Genomic DNA, 21,367 nt, shown 5'->3' with positions numbered 1-21,367 from the left:
TGGAGCGGGTCGATCCGCCCGGTTTCTGCGGATCTCCGAAGCGGCGCTGCCGTTCGGTGAGCGCGCATTATAGGGGGTGACAGAAATCGGTCAAGAGGATTCGCGAAATATTTTTGCAACGCGGATCAGGCACCGCTTTCAGGCTCCAGGGTGACCCGCGCCAGACGGCGTTTTCCGACCTGCATCACCAGAGTCTGGCCCGGCTCCAGGCTACGTCCGGCGTCCTCCACGCGTTCGCCATCGATGCGGACTGCGCCCTGCCGGAGCATGTTGCGCCCCTCGGAGGTGGAGGCAACCAGCCCCGCCCCCTTGAGGACATTGGGCAGGAGCATGCCGTCGGGCGGGACCGCGACGGTGACCCGGGGAAGATCCTCCGGGACGATCTGCTTCTGGAAGCGCTCGACGAAGCGCGCCTGGGCCTTTTCGCCACGCCCCGGGCCGTGGAAGCGATCGACCAGTTCGCGGCCGAGCTCGAATTTGATGTCACGCGGGTTGCGCTCCCCGGTACCGGCCGCACGCCGAGCCTCGCGGATGTCATGCATGGGCCGCAGACTGAGCAGCTCGAAATAACGCCACATCAGGTCATCGGAGATCGACATCAGCTTGCCGAACATGTCGTCAGGAGAATCCTGGACGCCGATATAGTTGTTCAGGGACTTGCTCATCTTCTGGACGCCGTCGAGTCCCTCCAGGATCGGCATGGTGAGGATGACCTGGGGTGGCTGCCCTTCCTGCTTCTGCAGTTCGCGGCCCACCAGGAGATTGAACTTCTGGTCAGTCCCCCCGAGCTCCATGTCCGCCTTCAACGCCACGGAGTCGTAGCCCTGGATGAGGGGGTACAGGAACTCGTGGATCGCGATCGGCTGGTGTTCGGTGTAGCGCTTGTGGAAGTCGTCGCGCTCGAGCATGCGCGCCACGGTCTGGCGCGAGGCAAGCTGGACCATGCCTGCGGCGCCCAGCGGTTCCATCCAGGTGGAATTGAAGACGACCTCCGTACGCTCGGGATCGAGGATGCGGAACACCTGCTCGCGATAGGTCGCGGCATTGCGCTCGATATCCTCGCTGGACAGCGGCGGGCGCGTGGCGTTCTTGCCCGAGGGATCGCCAATGCGGCCGGTGAAATCGCCGATCAGGAACAGGATATGGTGCCCCAGATCCTGCAGCTGGCGCAGCTTGTTGATCAGCACCGTATGGCCCAGGTGCAAGTCCGGGGCGGTGGGGTCGAATCCCGCCTTGATCCGCAAGGGGCGGCCCGTCTTGAGACGCTCGACGAGATCGTCCTCGAGCAGGATTTCATCGGCGCCGCGACGAATCACGGCCAGCTGGTCTTCGAGTTCCATGTCGCCCCTTGTTCGAGATCGGAGAACCGGCCGGGCGGGCCGGACGCGCGCAAGGATACCGCGAGGCCCGGACAGACGCGAAACACGGCCGTGGTCCAGAATGGGTCCAACACGGCCTGAGGAACACGCGCATGACACAACGCTTTATCGGATTGATGTCCGGCACCAGCCGGGACGGCGTGGACGCCGTCCTCACCGAGATCCGCGAGGACGGGGCCGTCACCGTCGTGGATCACTGCCAGCTGGACTACCCCGACGACCTGGCCCTGGAACTGGCGACCGCCGCCACCAGCGAGGCCGTGCAATACCGGCACCTCGGGATGCTGGACGCACGTCTGGGGATGCTGTTCGCCCGCGCGGTCCAGACCCTGCTCGACCAGACCGGCCTGGCACCCGGCGCGATTCGCGCGATCGGCAGTCACGGACAGACCGTTCACCACGCCCCGGACGCCGAACCGCCCTTCACCTGGCAGATCGGAGATCCGTTCCGTATTGCGGAGGCCACAGGGATCGACACCGTGGCCCAGTTTCGCCCGCGCGACATCGCCGCCGGGGGCGAGGGTGCCCCGCTGGCCTGCGGCTTTCATGCGATGCAGTTCGGCGCACCGGACGAGACGCGCGCGGTGCTGAACCTCGGAGGCATCGCCAACGTCACCTGGCTGCCACCCGGGGCACCCGTGATCGGCTTCGACTGCGGACCCGCCAATACCCTGATGGACGACTGGAACCGGCGCCACCACTCGACCCCGTTCGACCGGGATGGTGACTGGGCACGCAGCGGAACACCCGACCCCGAGCTACTGGCCCGACTGCTGGAGGACCCGTTCTTCCGGCGCCCCCCGCCCAAGAGCACGGGACCCGAGTACTTTTCCCCCGCGTGGCTGCGCCATGTCGCGGGTGACCGCCTCGACCAGCTCCGGCCCGCGGACCTCCAGGCCACCCTGGCCGAACTGACGGTGGAAGGCGTACGCCGCGCCCTGACGCATCTGGATCCGCAGCCGCCCGCCCGCCTGCTGGTGTGTGGCGGCGGCGCGCACAACCGCTACCTGATGCAGCGCCTGGCGCAGGCTCTGCCCGATACCCGCGTGGAGTCCACCGAACGCCATGGCATCCCTCCGCAACAGGTGGAAGGCGCCGCATTTGCGTGGCTGGCGGCCCGCACCCTTGCGGGGGAGCCCGGCAATCTTCCCGAGGTAACCGGTGCGCGTGGGCCGCGGGTACTCGGCTGCATCATCCCCGGCCACGCCCGCCCCACCGACCCCGCGGACCAGGGCCGGTAACAAAAAAGGCCCGATCCACCGGATCGGGCCTTCGCCTGAGTCGCTTGCGGTCGGCTTCAGACCGAGAAGCTGGAGCCGCAGCCGCAGGTCGTGGTGGCGTTCGGGTTGCGGATGACGAACTGCGCGCCCTCCAGGCCCTCGGTGTAGTCGATCTCGGCGCCGGCCAGATACTGGAAGCTCATCGGATCGATCAGCAGGGTCACCCCGCCATTCTCGACCACGGTGTCGCCATCACCCACGGTTTCGTCAAAGGTGAAGCCGTACTGGAAGCCGGAGCAACCGCCGCCGCTGACGAATACGCGCAGCTTCAGGTTGTCGTTGTTCTCTTCCTCGATCAGCCCCTTCACCTTGGTGGCCGCGGCATCGGTAAAGATCAGCGGGCTGGGGATTTCGATGTCCATCTCCGCTTCGGACGTCATGGGCTCGGACATTCGGGGCCTCCTGTAATAATCATTTTCATTCACGCTACGGAAGACTGAGCCCCAGAGTCAAGAATGCCCACCTTCCGTGGGATTGGTCAGGGCCTGGGTCTCGCCAGGCCCCTCCAGTTCACCCTGGAGCGGGTGATCCACCCGCTTGAGCAGGCCGTCGATCTGCGCGCCTTCTGCCATCTGCAGCATGGTGTAGTAGAGATTGCCCACCAGACGGGCCGTCTCGCCGAGTTCCACATGCTCGCCTACATGGACATCGCCCTGCACCTCTCCGTTCATCAGCAGGTGCGGGACCGCGATATGGCCCTCGATCACGCCCCCGTCCGCCACCACCAGAACGGCGGAAGGATCGGTGGTGGCCCGGATATCGCCGATCACGCGACCCTCGATGTGCAACCCGCCCCCGAACTCGACATCGCCATGGATCACCGTATTGCGCCCAACCAGCGTGTCCACCTTGCCCGCCCGGCGGCCCTTCTTGCGTCCCATCATTGCATGCCCTCCAGCAGGCGATCCCAGTCGGCCCGTTCGGAAACCGGATCCAGTTCCTCGTCATCTTCGGCGCTCGCGCGCAACGTCAGGTGCTGCGGCTCGAAGCCCTCCGGCAGCCGGATCCGGACGCGCTGATGCCGCAGCAACCGCAGCTCTTCCAGCGTACGCCCGGAATCCAGCCCCAGCGCCTCGGCATCCAGGGTGCTCGGCTCTTCCGCGTCCGCCGCGAGGCCGTCCACCTCCAGCGACCAGCGCAGATCCACCGAGCGGCCCAGCCCCGGACGGTAAAGCTGAAAGCTGACATCGAACACACCGGACTGCCCGGTCGGCTGCAACCGGAGGGCCCGGATGCCCAGACCGTCCTCGCCCGAGCCTTCCGCGAGACGCTGATAAAACGCCAGTTCGTCGCGCAACGTCTGCAGTTCTTTCTCCTGGCGCTCGATGTCACCGGCATAGGCCGCCAGCTCGGCCTCCTTGATTGCCAGGTGCTGCTCGGCGCGGCGCAGCGCCTCCTCGGCGGTCTGGCGCGCGGCGACCTCCCGCTCCAGGTCCGCCCGCAGGGCGTCGATCCCTGCCTGCGGTTCCACACCCGCCGTCCCGTCGTGTCGCTCGCTGGCCAGCCAGCCCAGTCCCCCGGCGACCGCAGCCAGGACCAGCGCGATTGTCAGCAGGCCGGCCCACCACGTTCCGCGGCGCCGTCCGGACGCCCGCCGCCGAGCCGGGATCCGCGGCCGCCGGGGCAGACGCGGCACCGGAATACTCATGCGGCCAGACCCGGCATCAGGGGAAGACCGGCAGCGCGTCCAGGCCTGCGGTTTCCGGCTGGCCAAACATCAGGTTCATGTTCTGCACGGCCTGCCCGGCCGCGCCCTTCACCAGGTTGTCAATCACCGAAAGCACCATCAGTCGACCGGAATGCGGCGGCTGCGCCAGCGCCACCCGACAGACATTGCTGCCGCGCACACTGGAGGTCTGCGGATGGGCCCCGGGCGACAGCACGTCGACAAACGGCTCGTCGCGGTAGCGCTGCTCGAAACAGACCTGCCAGTCCGCATCCGCCGCCAGCGGGCGCAGATAGAGGGTCGCGTGAATCCCGCGCGTCATGGGCACCAGATGCGGCTGGAAGATCAGCCCCACGGACTGCCCGGCCACCCCGCTCAGCGTCTGATGGATCTCCGGCCAGTGCCGGTGCCCGCCGCTGGCGTAGGCACGAAAGTCCTCCTGCACCTCGGCGAACAGCCCGCCGATCTGCGCCTTGCGCCCAGCCCCGCTGACACCGCTCTTGGCATCCGCGATCACGTCCGCCGGATCGATCAGGCCGGCCTCCAGCAGGGGCAGAACCGCAAGCGTCACGGCCGTCGGATAACAGCCCGGCACCGCGATCAGGCGGGCATCGCGGATGAGCGTCCGGTTCAGCTCGGGCAGGCCGTACACGGCCTCGCCCAGATACTCGGGCGCGCCATGGGCCTGCCCGTACCACTGCGCCCACAGATCGGGATCGCGGATGCGGAAATCCGCCGACAGATCGATGATGCGCGTGCCCCGCTCCAGCAGGGGCGCGGCCAGCGCGTGGGCCACCCCGTGCGGGGTCGCGAAAAAGACCACGTCGCACTCGCCCAGGGTAGCCTCATCCGGCGCCTGAAACACCGCGTCGACCGCGCCACGCAGGCTCGGGAACAGTTCGGCCACGGGCGTGCCCGCCTCGCCCCGCGAGGTCACCACCTGCAGATCGGCCGCCGGGTGCCGCGCCAGCAGGCGCAGCAATTCCACACCGGTATAGCCGGTGGCACCGACAACCCCGATGCGGATGGGTTTGCTGTTGGTTGCATTCGTCATGCTGCGGCATGATACCGCCTTGGCCGGGGCCACGGAACGCACGCCCGCCCTGCCAGTCCACATTTGCAGGCTATTCGATCAACGGATCACACCTCATGAGCAAAGTCAGGATCGACCGCAAGGCCATCTTCGGAGGCATCTTCATCATCGCGCTGGTCGCCATTGCCGCGACCATCTGGCTGACCGACGACGGCATGCGCCCGGCGCCCGCCTTCGCCGCCACCACACTGGATGGCGAACAGGTGTCGCTGGAGGACTACGAGGGACGGCCGGTGATGATCTCGTTCTGGGCCACCAACTGTCCCTCCTGCATTCGCGAGATCCCGGAACTGATCCACCTGCACGAGACCTACGCGGACAAGGGATTCGAGCTGCTCGCGGTCGCGCTGTCCTACGACCCGATCAACCGCGTGGAGGCCATGCGCGAGGATCGCGGGATGCCCTACAAGGTCATCCACGACAGCGACGATGCCTTTTCCCAGGCCTACGGCGGCGTACGTCTGACGCCGACCACCTTCCTGATCTCGCCGAATGGCCGCATCGTCTATCAGAAGCTGGGCGACCCGGACTTCGAACAGATCGAACGCCACCTGGAACGCTGGCTCTCGTAAGCCCGGCACCGCCCGACGAGAAGGACCTCCATGCAAGCCTACAACTGGTTCCTCAGCCTGCACGTGATCTTCATGGTCACCTGGTTCGCCGGGCTGTTCTATCTGCCCCGCCTGTTCGTCTATCACGCGATGACCGAGGACGCCCTGGGCCACGAGCGCTTCAAGATCATGGAGCGCAAGCTGTTCTACGGGATCATGACCCCCGGCGCCCTGATCACCATTGCCTTCGGCGTGGCCATGCTGGTGGATCGCTCGTTCTATCTGGCCGAGCCGTGGATGCACTTCAAGCTGACCCTGATCGCAATCCTGGTCGCCTATCACGTCTGGTGCGGCAAGATCGTGCGCGACTTCCGCGACGACCTGAACCGTCGCGATCACACCTGGTATCGCTGGTTCAACGAGGTGCCGGTTCCCATCCTGGTGGGCGCGGTGGTGCTGGTGATCAACCGCTCGATCCCCGACGCCCTGATCGCCATCGGGGTGGTGCTCGGGATCTTCCTGCTGAGCGCGCTGATCGCGCTGTGGCGAGCCAGTCGCAACGGATAGCGGGTCCCCCGGACAACCGCGGGCGCCGGAACACGGACTCCCGGCGTCAGGTCTTGCCGGCGCGCACCAGACCGCCCAGCCCCGCCTGGACCAGGGCGTTATTGAGCAGCGAGCGGATCTGATCGGCGTTTTCCAGCAGCCGGCATTGCGCCAGCAGCGCCTCGGCGCGGTCGGTGGAGAAGCTGCGGATGACCCATTTCACCCGCGGGATCGAGGACACGCTGACACTCAGGCTGTCGATCCCCATCCCCAGCAGCAGGATCACCGCGGCCGGGTCAGCCGCCATCTCCCCGCACACGCTGACCGGCTTGCCGGCCCGGTGCGAGCCCTCGGTGATCGTCTCCAGCGCGTGGATGCAGGCCGGGTGCAGGGTGTCGTAGAGGTGCGCCACGCGGGCGTTGTTGCGATCCACCGCCAGCAGGTACTGGACCAGATCGTTGGTGCCCACCGAAAGAAAATCCACCCGCCGGGCGAGCATCTCCGACATGTAGACCGCCGCCGGCACCTCCACCATCACGCCGACCCGCGGCATCGGGATGCGGAAGCCCTCGTCCAGCAGTTCCTCGCGCGCCCGGTTGAGCAGGCTCATCGACCCCTTCAGCTCGTCCAGCGCCGAGATCATCGGGAACAGGATCTGCAGGTTGTCGTGCGACCGGCTCGCCTTGAGCATCGCCCGCAGCTGGGTCAGGAAGATCTCCGGGTGGTCCAGCGAGATGCGGATGCCGCGCCAGCCGAGGAACGGATTGTCCTCCTTGACCGGGAAGTACGGCAGGGCCTTGTCGCCGCCGATATCCAGGGTCCGCAGGGTCACCGGCATGGGATCGAAGGAGGCGAGCACCTGCTCGTACAGCTGGACCTGCTCCTCCTCGCCGGGGAAGCGGTCGCGGATCATGAACGGGACCTCGGTGCGGTACAGCCCCACCCCCTCGGCCCCGGACTCCAGCGACGGCTTGATGTCCGCCAGCAGCCCGGAATTCGCCAGCACCGGCACGGCGACCCCGTCCCGGGTCTCGGCCGCGTCCTTGGCCAGCGCACGCAGGTCCTCCGCCAGCTCGCGCTCCTCGCGCACCAGACGCTCGAACTCCGCGCGCAACTCGGCGTTGGGGTTCACGAACAGCCGGCCGCGATAGCCGTCGACCAGGGTCTCGCGCCCCTCCAGCCGGCCCACAGGGAGCTCGGACACCCCCATGACCGCCGGGATGTTCAGCGCGCGCGCGAGGATCGCGATATGCGAGGAACCGGTCCCCTTGGCCGAGACCATCGCCCCCAGCCGCTCGATCGGCACCTCCGCCAGGTGCGACGCGGTCAGGTCGTCCCCGACCAGGATGCCGCCCTCGGGAAACTCGTCCTGGCTGCGATCCGCCGGCAGCAGATGCGACAGCACGCGCCGACCGAGGTCCCGCACGTCGGCCGCGCGCTCACGCAGGTACGGGTCCTCCATGTCCTCGAACACCCGCACGCTCTCGCGCACCGTGTCGCGCAGCGCGGCGGGCGCCCACTGGCCGTTGCGGATGCGCGCCTCGGTCTTGTGCACCAGCGAGTCGGACCCCAGCAGCATCAGGTAGGCATCGAACAGCACCTGCTCGTCCGGCCCCAGGGCCTCGCCCATACGCTGCTTCAGGTCCTCGATCTCGGTGCGCGTCTCCGCGACCGCCTGCTTGAAGTGCTCCAGCTCGCCGTCCACCCCGGCACTCTCGCGATCCGGGATGGAATCGAGATCGGCCAGCCGGTAGGCCACCACGGCGCGCCCGATGGCTACGCCGGGCGAGCCGGCGATGCCGGTGGCCTCGACGTTCACATGACCGATCAGCGGGGTCTCGGAGGAGATCTCGTCGTTGAACTCGGCGTAGGCGATCGCCCCGGCCAGCTGCGCGGCCAGGGTGATCAGGAAGGAGACGTGTTCGTCATCGAACTTGCGCGCCTGGTGCTGCTGCACCACCAGCACGCCCAGCAGGCTGCGCTGATGGATGATCGGCACGCCCAGGAACGCGAGGAAGTGCTCCTCGCCGGTCTCCGGGAAGTAGCGAAAGCGCGGGTGATCCTGGGCGCTGTCGAGGTTGACCGGCTCGGCGCGCGAGGCGACCAGACCGACCAGGCCTTCCGACGGGTCCATCTCGACCTGCCCCACCGATTCCGAACGCAGACCTTCCGAGGCCATCAGCACCAGGCGCCCGGACTGTGGCGACTTCAGGTAAATCGAGCAGACATCGATCTCCAGCGCCGCCTTCACCCGCGTGACGATGATGTGCAGTGCTTCGAAGAAATCGGCCGCACCATTGACCTCCTGCACCACGCGGCGCAGGACCTCGAGCATCGAGGGCTGCTTCGGGACCGTCAACGCGACGACACCGACGGGCGGTTCAGCGAGGGTTCCGGGGTGCGGCTATCGGAACCGCGGGCGCGCCCCTGATCCAGCTCGGGGAACATCAGCGGCACCAGTTCGCACAGCGCCCGGCGGTAGACCTGGCGCTTGAAGTGCACGACCTCGCGCGCCGGGCGCCAGTAATCGATCCAGCGCCAGTCATCGAATTCCGGGGTTTCCATTGCATTCAGCACCACGTCGTTCTCATCTCCGACCATGCGCAGCAGGAACCAGCGCTGCTTCTGGCCGATGCAGACCGGGCGTTGATGGCGCCGGACCATGCGCTCCGGCAGGCGATAGCGCAGCCAATGACGCGTGCTGCCCAGCACCTCGACGTGCCGGGGGAACAGGCCGGTCTCCTCGCGCAACTCGCGGTACATCGCCTCTTCCGGCGTTTCTTCCGCGTGCACGCCCCCCTGGGGGAACTGCCAGGCCTCCTGACCGACCCGCTTGCCCCAGAACAGCTGTCTTTCCGCGTTGCACAGGATGATGCCTACGTTTGCGCGATACCCGTCACAATCAATCACTTGCATCAGCCAGACGCTTTTCTATTACTGGCATTGTTCCACAGCGGACGCCCTGGCGGCAAAGCCCCTACCCGGCCTCCGGTGCGGGCCCGACGGGGGATGCGAGGCTGCAGGCCGCCACGCCCGCCGGTACACTTTCGCCCGACTCATGCCAACCCGAGAATCACCCCATGGCCCTGGCCCTGTTCGACCTCGACAACACCCTTCTTGCCGGCGATAGCGATCACGCCTGGAACCAGTTCCTGGCCGAGGTGGGCGCCGTGCACCCGACCTGCCACGCCGAGACCAATGACCGCTTCTATCAGGAGTATGTCGCGGGCGTCCTCGACATCCACGAGTTCTGCCGCTTCGCGTTCAGCCCGCTGGCCGAGCACCCACGCGCGCAGCTGGAACAATGGCGCGAGCAGTTCATCGAGACGCTGATCCGGCCGATGATCGCCCCCGGCGCCCAGCGTCTGCTGGACAAGCACCGCGAGGCCGGAGACGAGCTGGTCATCATCACCGCGACCAACCAGTTCGTGACCCAGCCGATTGCCGACCTCCTCGGCGTGGACCACTTGATCGCCACCCTGGCGGAGGAACGCGAAGACGGGGAGTTCACCGGCGAACTGACCGGCGTGCCCTGCTTTCAGGAGGGCAAGATCGAGCGCCTGCGCCAGCACCTCGCCGATCACCCGGATCCCGAGGGCACCATCACGCAGGCCAGCTTCTACAGCGACTCGCGCAACGACATCCCCCTGCTGGAGCAGGTCGGCCGCCCGGTGGCCGTGGACCCGGACCCCACCCTCGCGGAACATGCCCGCAACAAGGGCTGGCCGGTCATCTCGCTGCGCGACCCCGACAGCGCAGCTTAAGGCGCTACCAGACGCTTCGTGCCCTTGGCACGGTGAGCTGATTTCACCACGAAGCACGCGAAGAAACGAAGAAACGAAGAAACGAAGAAAATCAAAGGAAGGCTCGACGGATCGAATTGATTGGACCGAGCGAAGGGTACAAGCCGCGCCCTGGGCCACGTTACCTGCACACACCCCCAGAAACCACCAGCCGCCAGCCCCCAGCGAAAACGCTCAATCTTCGTCGTGGCTTCGGTGCACTCTGTGGTGCAAACGCCCTGCGCCCTTTCTTCGTGTCTTCGTGCGCTTCGTGGTGCAACCGCCCTTGACCTTTACAGTGCTGACGCCGCCTGGCGCGTAGAGCGATCCGCGTTACTCAAAGACCGCCGCGATCTGCGCCAGGCGCTGGCCAGCCGGGGTATCCCCCTTGCCGGCGGCCACGACCGCATCGCGGTAGCCCGTCACCAGCTCCGGCACTACGGCTGTCACCTGCTTGCGGCGCAGACGCCCGGCGCCGGTGACCGGCCAGGTAGCGCGGAAGTCGCAGTTATCCAGCGCATCGCAGACCCACAGGCTCCATTCGTGCCGCGTCACGTCGATCTCGTGCTGGCGGATTACCAGGCGATAGACATGCTCGGCATTCATGTCCGCCATGCCCACCCCGGGACCCACGTGCTCCACCTGCAGCTCGGCGGCGATCCGGTTGATCTCCTGCTCCAGCGCGGCCAGGGCCTGGTCGACCTCCGCATTCAGCGTACCGCCGGCCTTGGCGGCGGCGACCAGGGGACGGATGGACTCGACTTCGAACTCGTGGCTCATGCTGCGTACACTCCCGGGATTCGGAACAGGAACGCCCCGGGGGTGCCGGGGCGCGCGCAACCTTAGCACGGGAGCCCCCATTCATGAATCATCCCCCGATCGCGCTGACCATTGCCGGCTCCGACCCCGGCGGCGGTGCGGGTCTGCAGGCCGACCTGACCACCTTCACCCGCCTCGGCGTGCACGGGGCCACGGCCATGACCGCGATTACCGTGCAGGACACCCGCAACGTGGTGGACTTTACCGTGCTGCCACCGGAGCAGCTGCGCGCCCAGATCGAGGTCACCCTAGCCGATCTCGAGGTGGCGGCGATCAAGATCGGCATGCTCGGCTCGGTGGAGAATGTCACCGTCGTCTCCGCACTGCTGGGCGCACACCCGCACATCCCGGTGGTACTGGACCCGGTGATGGTCGCCGGCGGCGGCGGGGCGCTGGCCACCGAGGCGGTCGTCGACGCCACGCGCGAGGCCCTGCTGCCGCGCGCCACGCTGATCACCCCGAACGGACCCGAGGCCGCGCGCCTGGCCCGCAGCGAGGACCCCGCGCAGTGGGGCCACCAGCTGCGCCAGCTGGGCGCGCGCAACGTGCTGGTCACCGGCGGGCACGAGGGCACCGAACAAGACCCGATCATCAATCGCCTCTACCGCGAGGACGACCACGTGCGCCCGTTCGAGCTGCCACGCCACCCGGCCGGCTTCCACGGCTCCGGCTGCACCCTGGCCGCGGCGATCGCCGCCTTCCTCGCCCGTGGCCGCGATATCGAGCCAGCCGTAATCGAGGCCCAGGCCTTCATGAACGATGCCATCGCCCGTGGCTACGCCCCCGGTCACGGCCAGCACATCCCCAACCGCTTGTGCCCGCATGACGACTGACAGCCGAGCGCCCCTGCGCGGGCTTTACTTCATCACCCCCGCGGTACCGGAGGGCGCGGACCCGCGCGCCACCCACCTCGCCCATGCCGAGGCCGCGCTGCGCGGCGGTGCGCGCCTGATCCAGTTCCGTGACAAGGAGCTCGCGGGCAAAGCGCGCGAGGCGATCGCCCGCGAGCTGGTCGCCCTTGCCCACACGCACGGTGCGCGCTGCATCATCAACGACGACACCGAGCTGGCCGCGCGCATCCAGGCCGACGGCGTGCACCTGGGCCGCGACGATCCGGACCCGAGCGCGGCCCGCACGCTCCTGGGGCCGGACGCAGTCGTCGGGGTCTCCTGCTACAACGAACTGGCACCCGCCGAAGCTGCCGCCCGGGCCGGTGCGAGCTATGTCGCCTTCGGCACCATGTTCGCCTCCCCGACCAAGCCAGAGGCCGCCTTCGCCGGGCCGGAGCTGATCCGCCAGGCGCGCGCGGCCCTGGACCTGCCGATCTGCGGCATCGGCGGCATCACCCCGGACAACGCGGCGGAAGTGGTCGCGGCTGGGGCAGACCTGGTCGCCGTGATCCAGGGCATCAGCGCCGCGCCCGATCCAGAGGCCGCCGCCCGGCGCATCAGCACACTGTTCGACTGACCACTTTGCACCGCCCGGCGGCCGCCGCTATGGTTGCCGGGCCTACCGAGATTCCATTGAACTACAGGGACACCGTCATGCAGGAAACCGAGCGTCTGTTCGAGGCCGCCAAGCAGCACATCCCCGGGGGCGTGAACTCCCCGGTCCGCGCGTTCAAGGGCGTGGGCGGCACCCCGATCTTCATGGACCGCGCCAACGGCGCCTACATGTGGGACGCCGACGGCCAGCGCTACATCGACTACATCGGCTCCTGGGGCCCGATGGTCGCCGGCCACGCCCACCCCGAGGTGATCGAGGCGGTGCGCGAGGCCTGCAACAACGGCCTGTCCTTCGGCTGCCCGACCCGGCTGGAGAACGACATGGCCGCGAAGGTCTGCGAGCTGGTGCCGTCGATGGACCTGGTACGCATGACCAACTCGGGCTCCGAGGCCACGATGAGCGCGATCCGGCTGGCGCGCGGCTACACCGGGCGCGACCGCATCGTGAAGTTCGAGGGCAACTACCACGGCCATGGCGACTCGCTGCTGGTGAAGGCCGGCTCCGGCGCCCTGACCCTCGGCCAGCCGAGCTCCCCCGGCGTGCCGAAGGAGCTGGCCGCGCTGACCAGCACCCTCACCTATAACGACGCCGACGGCGTGCGTGCCTTCTTTGCGGAGAAGGGCGACGAGGTCGCCTGCATCATCGTCGAGCCGATTGCGGGCAACATGAACTGCATCCCGCCGGAACCGGGCTTTCTCGAGACGTTGCGCGAGGTCTGCGACCAGCACGGCGCGGTGCTGATCTTCGACGAGGTGATGACCGGCTTCCGCGTCTCGAAGAACTGCGCCCAGGGCTATCTCGGCGTCACCCCGGACCTGACCACGCTGGGCAAGATCATCGGCGGCGGCATGCCGGTGGGGGCCTTCGGTGGCAAGCGCGCGATCATGGAACACCTCTCGCCGCTGGGTCCGGTCTACCAGGCCGGCACCCTGTCCGGAAACCCGATCGCGATGACCGCCGGGCTCAAGACCCTGGAGATCCTGTCCCGTCCGGGCTTCCACGACGAACTGGAGCAGCGCACGAAGAAGGTCGTCGCGGGCTTCGAGGACGCCGCGCGCGAGGCCGGGGTCGCCCTGACCACCAACCAGGTGCCGGGCATGTTCGGCCTGTTCTTCTCGGACCAGAAGGTCACCGACTTCGCCGGGGCCACCGCCTGCGACACCGCCGCCTTCGGCCGCTTCTTCCACGCGATGCTGGGCGAGGGCATCTACCTGGCCCCCAGTGCCTTCGAGGCCGGCTTCATGTCCAACGCCCACTCGGACGCGGACCTCGACGCCACCATCGAGGCCGCCCGCAAGTGCTTCAAAACGCTCTGAGCGCGCTTTCTCCCCCCTGAACAGTGGGCCAGCGCCCCAGCGGTTTGCCGGCCCACTGTTCCCTTACCCACCACCCGGCGCTACGCACGAATGATCGATACGCTGATCCAGTCACCGTTGGCGCTGGGGCTGCTATTTGTGCTTCTGGGGCTGGTCGCCGGCATCCCGGCCGGGATGTTCGGCATCGGCGGCGGGCTGATCCTGGTGCCGGTGTTCGTCGCGATCTTCAGCCTGCTGGCCTTCGACTCGGCCAGCCTGGTACAGCTCGCGGTCGGCTCCTCGCTGGGCGCCATCATCCCGACCGCGATCCTGTCGGCCCGCGCCCACCATCGCCGGGGCGGCGTGGACGGCGCGGCCGTACGCCGGCTGCTGCCCGGCATCATCGTCGGGGCCCTGCTCGGGGCCTGGCTGGCCACGCGCATCGACTCCGACCACCTGGGGCGCATCTTCGGTGCCTTCGAGGTCGCGATCGGGATCTGGATGCTGCTCAACGTTCAGCCGCCGAAGGCGCCCGTGCCGAGGCGCAGCGTCTGGCTGGGAGGCGGCACCGTGATCGGGGCCGTCTCCGCGCTGATCGGCATCGGCGGCGGCACGCTGACCACGCCGTTCCTGGTCAGCCAGGGGCTGGAACTGCGCCGGGCGATCGGCTCCGCCGCAGCCCTCGGCGTGCCGATCTCCATCGGCGCGAGCCTGGTGTTCGCCCTGCCGCAGTGGACCGATCCAACCTACCAGGCGCCGGAGTGGGCGCTGGGCTATCTCTATCTGCCGGCCATCCTCGGCGTGGTGATCGGGACCGCCATCAGCGTACGCGCAGGCGTCTGGCTGACCCACCACCTCCCGGTGGCCATCCTCCGCCGCGGCTTCGCCGGCGTGCTGATCCTCGCCGGCATCCTGATGCTCCTGCGCTAGCCCGCATTCCTCAACGCTCCCCCGTGCGTGAACGGGCGGTTGCACCATGGCGGTGACAGCGACTGTTTCGCCATTCGGTGTTTACGGCGCCTTCGGTCCACCGCCTGCCTGATGGTGGCTGGCCCTGGTTTAGCATCAGGTGTTTCCGGTGGCTCCGGTCCACATACTGCCCGGCGCTGACTCGCCAGCGCGCCCCGAGGTCCTTTCTTGCTTGCCCAAGAAAGGACCCAAAGAAGGGCACCCGGATTTCGCCCGGGAACCCTGCTCCAGGGCCCTCGGGCCGGCGGCGCTGAACTCGCTGCGCCTTCGGCTCCGCTCAGACATCCAGCGCCCCGAATTTATAGAAAACGGGCCGGCCCGAGAACCCTTCCGCAAGGGTCTTCATACGGGAAGGGAAGGTCAAAACAGAAGGTGCTCCGGCACCACGACACCACAACGGCCCTGGCGCTTGAAAGCCCCCGGCGCCCGCTGCGCGGGCGCGGCACGCAACGGCCGCAGGCCGAGGGTGCCCAAGATGCTCGAAGACCTAGCCTTCATCCACTGGCAAGACCGTCGGGATGGCCGGTGTCTTGACCTTGACCCCCCGTTGTCGTCGCGCCGAGCGGAGAGGGTTTTCGCGGGACGATTCAAAATAGAAACGGGGGCGCTGGATGTCTGAGCGAAGCGCAGCGTAGCGAGTTCAGCGCCGCCCGCGAAAACCCTCGGAGCGAGGGAAACCCCGGCCCGCGAAGCGGGCCGGGGTCGCGGCAGTCGGGCGTGTTTCTTGGTGACTTCTTTGCACGAGCAAAGAAGCCCGTTCTTGATCAACAACGGGCGGGGCGCGCTGGCGAGTCAGCGCACGGCAGTATGCGGACCGAAGGCACGTAAACACCGGAGGACGAACCAGGACCAGCCACCACGAGGCGGGCGCCGGACCGGAGGCACCGTAAACACCGGGAGACGAACCGGGACCAGCCACAAACCGAAGATCAGGCGATGAGATGAGTGGCGAGGGCAAACCACAGCGGCAGGGTGATCAGCGACAGCGCCGTCGTCAGCGTCACCGCCGCCGCATAGAGCCCGGTATCCAGCCGGAACCGATCACAGAACACCAGCCCCAGCACCATCGCCGGCATCGCCGCCTCCAGTACCGACCCGACACCGGGCACCCCCTCGAGCCCCGTCCACAACACCAGCCCGAGGGCAAAGACGGGAGCCAGGACCAGCTGGACCACGGCCACCACCGCCAGCGGCCGGGCATCGTGCCCGCGAAAGCGGTTGAACACCAGCGCCAGCCCCAGCGAGAACAGCATCAAGGGCGCCACACTGTCGGCCAGAAACCCGAGAAAGACATCCAGCCAGTCGACCAGCGGGACACCGGCAAGATTCAGCACCACGCCGACCACCGCCGCCCAGATGGACGGCACCGCCGCCAGGGCCCGGAGCGGGCTGCCGCCCCCGTACAGGCGCACGGCCTCGGGATCCCCGTAGCGCCGCGCCAGCAGCACCCCCAGGGTCAGTACCAGCGGCAGACAGGCGAACAGGTCGTACTGGATTGCCACCGCGCGCCCAGGGTCGCCAAACAGGCTGTCGAGTACCGGCAGGCCCAGATAGGTCGCGTTGGGCCAGGCTGCCGCCAGCAGCATCGCGCCAATGGCAGCCCGTTCGGCCATGCACACGCGGCAGGCCAGCAACGTGACCCCGACCATCGCCAGGACCGTAAGGCCCGCCACCAGCGCGATCCGCAGGGAGTCGAGGCCCAGCGGCGCGACCCACAGCACCTGCAGGACGAGCGCCGGCAGCAGCAAGTAGTAAACCAGGGTGGTCAGGACCCGGCGGGTGTTGTCGGCGTCCAGGCCGCCGGGCTGCAGTGCGCGCCATACCACGCCGGCGACGATCAGCGCCCCCATCTGGGTCATCACGCTCAGCATGACGGGCCGGCATCCTGGGGAGAGGAGGGCATGGTGAAGGCATCCTTTCGCGCCTGGAGGCGGGGTCGGGGCGGTCAGCGCCCATTCTACGGCGCCGGCACACGCCCCACACGAAAAAACCCGGCGGGGCGGGCACCCGGCCGGGTTCGGTCCTGCGGGCCAGGGCCCGCAGACGGCAGTCGTCCGGGGCGGTTTACGCGCCGCCGGCCTGCTGCTGTTCCTGCTGCTGGCGCTCGACGTCGGCGCGCACCTGTTCCATGTCCAGCTCGCGGACCTTGCCCAGAACCTCGTCCAGCTGGCCGGCGGAGAGCACGCCCGGCTGCGAGAACACGATGATCTGCTCGCGGAAGATCATCAGGGTCGGGATGGAACGGATCTGGAAGGCGCCGGCGATGCCCTGCTCCTCGTCGGTGTTCACCTTGGCGAAGACGACGTCGGAATGCTTGCCGGAGGCCTCTTCGAAGGTCGGGGCGAACTGCTGGCACGGGCCGCACCACGGGGCCCAGAAGTCCAGGATGACGATGTCGTTCCCGGTGATGGTGGATTCGAAGTTGTCCTGCGTGAGTTCCTGAACGGCCATGATGGCGGGCTCCGGTTAAAAATGTACCGGAACCTTACCAGCCTCGCCGCCGGCTTTCAGGATTTCGATGCTGCGAGCATGGCCGCTCGCAGGCGCTCCAGGCGTTCGATCGGGTCGTCCGCCTCCAGCAACTGCTGCTTGATCTCGAGATCGATCGGCAGCAGCTCGGTCAGGCGGGCGGCCACCCAGGTCGAGTCGTCAAAGCGCCGTTCCAGGTGGGACCAGGGCGTTCCCAGCTGGTCCAGCAGGCGCTCCAGCAGGTCCGCCAGCGAGGCATAATCGACCGGGAGGCTCACCTCGGGGTATTCCGGCAGCGACTCCACCTCGCCCAGCCACAGGCCGTCGTCGGCGCGGCGGGCGTTGTGGATCACGCGGCGACCCTCGCCCTTCACCAGGATGCCCAGCAGGCCATCCGGCCGCTGATCCCAGTCCACGATGGCCGCCTCTGTCCCTACGCCGTAGAAACCCGCGGAGGGATCGGTCTCGGCCGGGAGCGCCCCGGATTCCGGGGCGGGCTCCGTCGCGACGATCACGAAGCGGCCATCGTCGCGCAGGCAGCGGCGCACCATGTCGAGATAGCGGGTCTCGAAGATGCGCAGCGGCAGCAACCCCTCGGGGAACAGCACCGTGTTCAGCGGAAACAGCGGCAGCGTGGTCATGCATCCTCTCCCGGCGGGACGGCGGCGCCCCAGCGCGGCACCAGGGCATGCTCGACATCGAGATGGTCCAGCACGCGGGCCACCATGAAGTCGATCAGGTCGTCGATGGACTGGGGCCGGTGATAGAAGGCCGGGTTGGCCGGCATCACCACCGCGCCCATGCGCGCCAGACGCAGCATGTTTTCCAGATGGATCTCGGAGAACGGGGTCTCGCGCACCACCAGCAGCAGCCGGCGCCGCTCCTTGAGGACCACGTCGGCGGCGCGCTCGATCAGGCCGCGCGAGGCCCCGGTCGCGATCGCCGATACGGTCGCCGTGGTACAGGGGCAGACCACCATCGCCTCCGGGACGGCGGAGCCGCTGGCCACCGGTGCGGTCCACTGCTCGGCCCCGTAGCAGTGGATCTGGTCCGGGGCCGCGCCGTAGAGTTCGGTGAAGTAGCGCGCGATCTCCACCGGACGGCCCGGCACGTCCAGGTCCGTCTCCAGACCGAGGACGACCTGGGCCGGCTTCGACAGCATCAGATGCACCTGAACCCCGGACTCCACCAGACACTGCAGCAGGCGCAGGCCGTACGGGGCCCCGGAGGCACCGGTCAGGGCCAGAGAGATGCTGCACGGGCGTTCACTCATGCGGGCGTTCCCTGCAGGGCTTCGATCAGGCGCAGGTGCAGCCCGTCGAAGCCTCCGTTGCTCATGATGACCAGCGTATCGCCGGCGCGCGCCGTGGCAAGAATCCCCTGCAGCAGGGACTCGATATCGCGCGCCACGGACAGCCGCTCGCCGAGTTGCCGCTGCAGCCCCTCGGTGGACCAGTCGATCTCCGGGGCATGGTACAGGTGCACCGCATCCGCCTTTTCCAGCGCGGTGCCCAGAGCCTCCGCGTGCACCCCCATGCGCATGGTATTGGAGCGCGGCTCGAGGATCGCCACCAGGCGCCCACCCGGGGCCACCTGTCCGCGCAGCCCCTCAAGGGTCAGGCGGATCGCGGTGGGGTGATGGGCGAAGTCGTCGATCACCCGGATGCCGTCGATCTCGGCGCGGACTTCCTGGCGCCGCCGCACCCCCCGAAACTCCGGAAGCGCTTCAATCCCGGCGGCCAGGGGCACACCGGCATGGCGCGCCGCGCCCAGGGCGGCCAGGGCATTGGCCAGGTTATGCCGGCCGCTCATGGACCAGGCGACCCGCCCGATCACGGCGCCATCCGCCAGCACCTCGAACTCCGATGCATCGGCCTTCAGCGGGCGCGCGGCCAGCGCGGCGGACACCCCCGAATCGGGATGGGTGCTCAGGTACTCCACCGGGGTCCAGCAGCCCATCTCCAGCACCCGTTCCAGCGCGGCATCGCCGGCCGGCAGCAGGATGCGCCCCTGGCCCGGCACGGTGCGCACCAGATGATGGAACTGCCGCTCGATCGCGGCCAGATCCGGATAGATGTCGGCGTGATCGAATTCGAGATTGTTCAGCACCAGGGTCCGCGGGCGGTAGTGGACAAACTTGGCGCGCTTGTCGAAGAAGGCGCTGTCGTACTCGTCCGCCTCGATCACGAAGAACGGCGCATCCCCCAGGCGCGCGCTGACCCCGAAATTGCCCGGCACCCCGCCGATCAGGAAACCCGGGGCCATGCCGGCGTATTCCAGAATCCAGGCCAGCAGGCTGGCGGTGGTGGTCTTGCCGTGGGTACCGGCCACCGCCAGCACCCAGCGGTCGCGCAGCAGGTGTTCGGCCAGCCACTGCGGCCCCGAGGTGTAGTCCAGCCCGCGCTCCAACAGCGCCTCGACCACGGGCATGCCCCGCCGCATCACATTGCCGACCACGACCGGGCCGCGGTCGGGCAGGGTGTCCGGATCATGGCCCTCGTGCCAGGTGATCCCCGCCTGCGCCAGCTGGTCACTCATGGGCGGATACAGCTTCTGGTCGGAGCCGGTGACGGTGTAGCCACGGGCCCGGGCGAGCTGGGCCAGCCCGCCCATGAAGGTCCCGCCGATGCCCAGGATGTGCAGGTGCCCGGCGCTCACTGGAACAGCCCGATCGCGGTCTGGGTGAGCACACTGGAGATCACGATGTAGCCCAGCGCAATGAGCATACCCACCAGTCGCATGCCCAGCCCGAGCGCCTGCTGCAGGATGTGGCCGAACACCAGCAACAGCCAGGCGAAGAGCACCAGCATCCCGAGCACGATGCCGGTGGCAACGTCCTCGGGCTCGCGCGCCGGATCAGGGCCGCCCGCCAGCAGCATCAGCAGCGCCATCAACAGCCCCAGCACCGCGCCCGTGCCTGCCATGGCGGTGAAGGTCTGGCGCCAGCGGTCCGGCACCCCGCGCAGACTGAGCACGATGACGACAAAGGCGTACAGGACCACCAGGTCCATCACGTTCAGCGCCAGCGCCTGGCCGAAGCCGTACAGCGGGATGCCGATCACCATCCCGGCGATCAGCGCGATGCCGACCCAGAAAGTCAGGGTGCCGTTGTCCGCCGGCAGGTCCTGCGGCCCGCTGTGCAGGCGCAGGATGTTCAGCATCGGGGTCAGACCGTTCAACGCCCCTGCTCCTCGGCCTCCATGGCCTCCAGCGCCTCGAGCTCTTCGAGCTCGTCCAGCATCGCATCGGCCTCCTCATCGCCCATACCGCCGCGCACCAGGAAGTCGCGGCGCTGCAGGTAGCCCTGGCGCATCGCGATATAGGGGTCATCGGACAACTGCGCCAGCATGCGCTCGGTGGAGATCAGACCGGCGCGCATGTCGACCACGTCCAGCGCGATCAGGCCGATCCACCACCCCGTGTGATCGTCGCGCAGGTTAGTGTGATAGAGCGGGCTGGTGTAGCCATCCACCAGCCGCGCCGGGGCATCCCGCGCCGTGCTCGGTCCGAGGAAGGGCAGTTGCAGGTAGGGGCCACGGGCCACGCCCCAGGCGCCCAGGGTCTGACCGAAGTCCTCGTTGTTCTTGTCCAGTCCCATTGGCGACGCCACGTCGATCAGTCCGAACAGCCCGAAGGTCGTGTTGAACATGATGCGCCCGGTGTCCGACGCGGCATTCTCCAGGTTGCCCTGCAACAGGTTGTTGAACAGGACCGTGAAGTCGTTGAGATTGGAAAAGAAGTTGCCAACCCCGGTCTGTACCGGTTGCGGGAGGCGCCGGTACTGCACCGCCGCGGGCCGCAGCAGGGACTCGTCGAAGTCCTGATTGAACTCGAACACGGCGCGGTTGTAGGACTCCCAGGGATCATCCGGGTGACGGTCCTCGCTGGGCACCGTGGCGCAGCCGGTCAGGCCAAGAAACATCAGGGCCAGCAGGCCCGGTCGCAAGCGGGAGACAATAGACATGTAATTCCTTTCTTTCGAACCGGCGCCGCACCGGTGTCGCAGGGACCG

At 68.0% G+C, this 21,367-nt stretch carries 23 protein-coding genes and 1 pseudogene; 8 read left to right on the top strand and 16 right to left on the bottom strand.

The genetic code is table 11. From position 1 onward, the window contains the following. Window positions 1–125: 125 nt before the first annotated feature. Window positions 126–1,340, bottom strand: a complete 1,215-nt coding sequence (gene tyrS, locus D105_RS0101760; protein WP_018877300.1) for a tyrosine--tRNA ligase — start codon at window positions 1,338–1,340, stop codon at window positions 126–128. 131 nt (window positions 1,341–1,471) lie between these two features. On the opposite strand from tyrS, the gene D105_RS0101755 reads away from it, so the two are divergent. Further along, window positions 1,472–2,620 (top strand): anhydro-N-acetylmuramic acid kinase, encoded by a 1,149-nt coding sequence (locus tag D105_RS0101755; RefSeq protein ID WP_018877299.1) that lies wholly within the window; start codon window positions 1,472–1,474, stop codon window positions 2,618–2,620. A gap of 56 nt (window positions 2,621–2,676) precedes the next feature. On the opposite strand, the gene erpA is transcribed toward D105_RS0101755, so the two are convergent. From erpA to argC, 4 genes are read right to left on the bottom strand one after another with little or no spacing between them, the layout of a single operon-like run. Further along, entirely contained in the window at window positions 2,677–3,051 is a 375-nt protein-coding gene (gene erpA / locus D105_RS0101750; protein WP_018865815.1) for an iron-sulfur cluster insertion protein ErpA, read from the bottom strand. Between the two features lie 57 nt (window positions 3,052–3,108). Beyond that, window positions 3,109–3,543 (bottom strand): polymer-forming cytoskeletal protein, encoded by a 435-nt coding sequence (locus D105_RS0101745; RefSeq protein ID WP_018877298.1) that lies wholly within the window; start codon window positions 3,541–3,543, stop codon window positions 3,109–3,111. Further along, complete coding sequence (locus D105_RS0101740; protein WP_018877297.1) at window positions 3,540–4,295, bottom strand: DUF6776 family protein; 756 nt, start codon at window positions 4,293–4,295, stop codon at window positions 3,540–3,542. Before D105_RS0101740 ends, D105_RS0101745 begins: the two co-directional genes overlap by 4 nt. Before the next feature lie 28 nt (window positions 4,296–4,323). Next, entirely contained in the window at window positions 4,324–5,379 is a 1,056-nt protein-coding gene (gene argC / locus D105_RS0101735; protein ID WP_018877296.1) for an N-acetyl-gamma-glutamyl-phosphate reductase, read from the bottom strand. A gap of 95 nt (window positions 5,380–5,474) precedes the next feature. On the opposite strand from argC, the gene D105_RS0101730 reads away from it, so the two are divergent. Together D105_RS0101730 and D105_RS0101725 are read left to right on the top strand one after the other, a co-directional pair. Further along, window positions 5,475–5,990, top strand: a complete 516-nt coding sequence (locus tag D105_RS0101730; protein WP_018865819.1) for a peroxiredoxin — start codon at window positions 5,475–5,477, stop codon at window positions 5,988–5,990. A 30-nt stretch (window positions 5,991–6,020) separates the two neighbouring features. Further along, window positions 6,021–6,536: a CopD family protein gene (locus tag D105_RS0101725; RefSeq protein WP_018876062.1), complete on the top strand. Its 516-nt coding sequence runs from the start codon at window positions 6,021–6,023 to the stop codon at window positions 6,534–6,536. A gap of 46 nt (window positions 6,537–6,582) precedes the next feature. Here D105_RS0101725 and ptsP read toward each other — a convergent pair whose 3' ends face one another. Then, window positions 6,583–8,850: a phosphoenolpyruvate--protein phosphotransferase gene (gene ptsP, locus D105_RS0101720; protein ID WP_018877295.1), complete on the bottom strand. Its 2,268-nt coding sequence runs from the start codon at window positions 8,848–8,850 to the stop codon at window positions 6,583–6,585. Between the two features lie 20 nt (window positions 8,851–8,870). Next, the gene (locus D105_RS0101715; protein WP_018877294.1) at window positions 8,871–9,431 is read right to left on the bottom strand and encodes an RNA pyrophosphohydrolase; all 561 of its coding nucleotides are present in this window, start codon (window positions 9,429–9,431) and stop codon (window positions 8,871–8,873) included. A gap of 164 nt (window positions 9,432–9,595) precedes the next feature. Here D105_RS0101715 and D105_RS0101710 point away from each other — a divergent pair, with 164 nt between their 5' ends. After that, window positions 9,596–10,279: an HAD family phosphatase gene (locus D105_RS0101710; RefSeq protein ID WP_018877293.1), complete on the top strand. Its 684-nt coding sequence runs from the start codon at window positions 9,596–9,598 to the stop codon at window positions 10,277–10,279. Between the two features lie 351 nt (window positions 10,280–10,630). Here the strand turns inward: D105_RS0101710 and D105_RS0101705 are convergent, their stop codons facing one another. Continuing rightward, on the bottom strand, window positions 10,631–11,077 hold the full coding sequence (locus D105_RS0101705) for a hypothetical protein (RefSeq protein ID WP_018877292.1): 447 nt from the start codon (window positions 11,075–11,077) through the stop codon (window positions 10,631–10,633). Between the two features lie 83 nt (window positions 11,078–11,160). Between D105_RS0101705 and thiD the strand changes: the two genes are divergently transcribed. From thiD to D105_RS0101685, 4 genes are all read left to right on the top strand, one after another. Beyond that, window positions 11,161–11,949, top strand: coding sequence for a bifunctional hydroxymethylpyrimidine kinase/phosphomethylpyrimidine kinase (thiD, locus tag D105_RS0101700; protein ID WP_018877291.1), 789 nt, complete (start codon window positions 11,161–11,163; stop codon window positions 11,947–11,949). Beyond that, on the top strand, window positions 11,939–12,583 hold the full coding sequence (gene thiE, locus D105_RS0101695; RefSeq protein ID WP_018877290.1) for a thiamine phosphate synthase: 645 nt from the start codon (window positions 11,939–11,941) through the stop codon (window positions 12,581–12,583). Before thiD ends, thiE begins: the two co-directional genes overlap by 11 nt. A gap of 77 nt (window positions 12,584–12,660) precedes the next feature. Further along, the gene (hemL, locus tag D105_RS0101690; protein ID WP_018877289.1) at window positions 12,661–13,938 is read left to right on the top strand and encodes a glutamate-1-semialdehyde 2,1-aminomutase; all 1,278 of its coding nucleotides are present in this window, start codon (window positions 12,661–12,663) and stop codon (window positions 13,936–13,938) included. A gap of 90 nt (window positions 13,939–14,028) precedes the next feature. Beyond that, window positions 14,029–14,847 (top strand): sulfite exporter TauE/SafE family protein, encoded by an 819-nt coding sequence (locus D105_RS0101685; protein WP_018877288.1) that lies wholly within the window; start codon window positions 14,029–14,031, stop codon window positions 14,845–14,847. Between the two features lie 316 nt (window positions 14,848–15,163). Here the strand turns inward: D105_RS0101685 and D105_RS15360 are convergent. From D105_RS15360 to D105_RS0101650, 8 genes and pseudogenes are all read right to left on the bottom strand, one after another. Continuing rightward, window positions 15,164–15,384: pseudogene (locus D105_RS15360) on the bottom strand (hypothetical protein). Between the two features lie 431 nt (window positions 15,385–15,815). Then, a complete protein-coding gene (locus tag D105_RS0101680) occupies window positions 15,816–16,757 on the bottom strand; it encodes an AEC family transporter (RefSeq protein ID WP_018876054.1) in 942 nt (313 codons plus the stop codon). 193 nt (window positions 16,758–16,950) lie between these two features. Beyond that, window positions 16,951–17,337 (bottom strand): thioredoxin, encoded by a 387-nt coding sequence (trxA, locus tag D105_RS0101675; protein ID WP_018865831.1) that lies wholly within the window; start codon window positions 17,335–17,337, stop codon window positions 16,951–16,953. 56 nt (window positions 17,338–17,393) lie between these two features. Next, window positions 17,394–17,996 (bottom strand): LON peptidase substrate-binding domain-containing protein, encoded by a 603-nt coding sequence (locus tag D105_RS0101670; protein WP_018877287.1) that lies wholly within the window; start codon window positions 17,994–17,996, stop codon window positions 17,394–17,396. Continuing rightward, window positions 17,993–18,628, bottom strand: coding sequence for a flavin prenyltransferase UbiX (locus tag D105_RS0101665; protein ID WP_018877286.1), 636 nt, complete (start codon window positions 18,626–18,628; stop codon window positions 17,993–17,995). Before D105_RS0101665 ends, D105_RS0101670 begins: the two co-directional genes overlap by 4 nt. Next, window positions 18,625–20,013 carry a UDP-N-acetylmuramate:L-alanyl-gamma-D-glutamyl-meso-diaminopimelate ligase gene (gene mpl, locus D105_RS0101660; RefSeq protein ID WP_018877285.1) on the bottom strand — a complete coding sequence of 463 codons (1,389 nt, stop codon included), beginning with the start codon at window positions 20,011–20,013 and terminating at the stop codon, window positions 18,625–18,627. Before mpl ends, D105_RS0101665 begins: the two co-directional genes overlap by 4 nt. Further along, window positions 20,010–20,534: a hypothetical protein gene (locus D105_RS0101655; protein ID WP_018877284.1), complete on the bottom strand. Its 525-nt coding sequence runs from the start codon at window positions 20,532–20,534 to the stop codon at window positions 20,010–20,012. The genes mpl and D105_RS0101655 overlap by 4 nt, the downstream gene beginning before the upstream one ends. Next, complete coding sequence (locus D105_RS0101650) at window positions 20,531–21,319, bottom strand: VacJ family lipoprotein (RefSeq protein ID WP_018880829.1); 789 nt, start codon at window positions 21,317–21,319, stop codon at window positions 20,531–20,533. The genes D105_RS0101655 and D105_RS0101650 overlap by 4 nt, the downstream gene beginning before the upstream one ends. Window positions 21,320–21,367 lie beyond the last annotated feature (48 nt).

The organism is Thioalkalivibrio sp. ALE28 (genome assembly GCF_000377425.1).
GTDB lineage: Bacteria > Pseudomonadota > Gammaproteobacteria > Ectothiorhodospirales > Ectothiorhodospiraceae > Thioalkalivibrio.
Note: the sequence above shows the minus strand (reverse complement) of the source record. Positions and strands in the feature narration are given on the sequence as shown.